The organism is Arthrobacter sp. S2(2024) (genome assembly GCF_036662515.1).
Classification (GTDB): Bacteria; Actinomycetota; Actinomycetes; order Actinomycetales; family Micrococcaceae; genus Arthrobacter.
In genome coordinates, this window is sequence record NZ_JAYKZI010000036.1 from 1 (window position 1) to 629 (window position 629).

Consider the following 629-nt stretch of genomic DNA (forward strand, 5'->3'; position numbering starts at 1 on the left):
ATCGGTGAAATCGTGACCGCGGAGGAGCTCGGCGGCGGCGACGTGCACTCGCGGATTTCCGGTGTGACGGACCACCTCGCCGAAAACGACGAGCACGCACTGCAGATCGTCCGCGACATCGTCTCCACCCTGCCCAAGCCTGAGGCCCCTGCCTGGGACGTGGACACCGCCGTCGAGCCCGTGGTGGACCCGGGCGAGATCTATGGTGCCGTTCCAACGGACGTCAACGCCCAGTACGATGTCCGGGAAGTCATCGCCCGGCTCGTGGACGGCTCGAGGTTCCACGAGTTCAAGAAGAACTACGGCACCACCTTGGTGACGGGGTTCGCGAAGCTGCACGGCCACCCTGTGGGCATCGTGGCGAACAACGGTGTGTTGTTCAGCGAGTCCTCCCTCAAGGGCGCGCACTTTATCGAGTTGTGCGACCAGCGCGGCATCCCGCTGCTCTTCCTGCAGAACCTCTCCGGCTTTATGGTCGGCAAGGACTACGAGCAGGGCGGCATCGCCAAGAACGGCGCCAAGATGGTCACCGCGGTGGCGACCGCACGGGTCCCGAAGTTGACCGTGGTGGTCGGCGGTTCCTTCGGGGCGGGCAACTACTCGATGTGCGGGCGGGCCTATTCGCCGCG

General features: G+C 65.3%; 1 protein-coding gene. It reads left to right on the plus strand.

Going from position 1 to position 629, the window contains the following annotated elements; translation table 11 throughout:
- Positions 1-629: carboxyl transferase domain-containing protein (locus VLA65_RS21930; protein WP_332603745.1), on the plus strand; the 629-nt coding region annotated here is incomplete at both ends.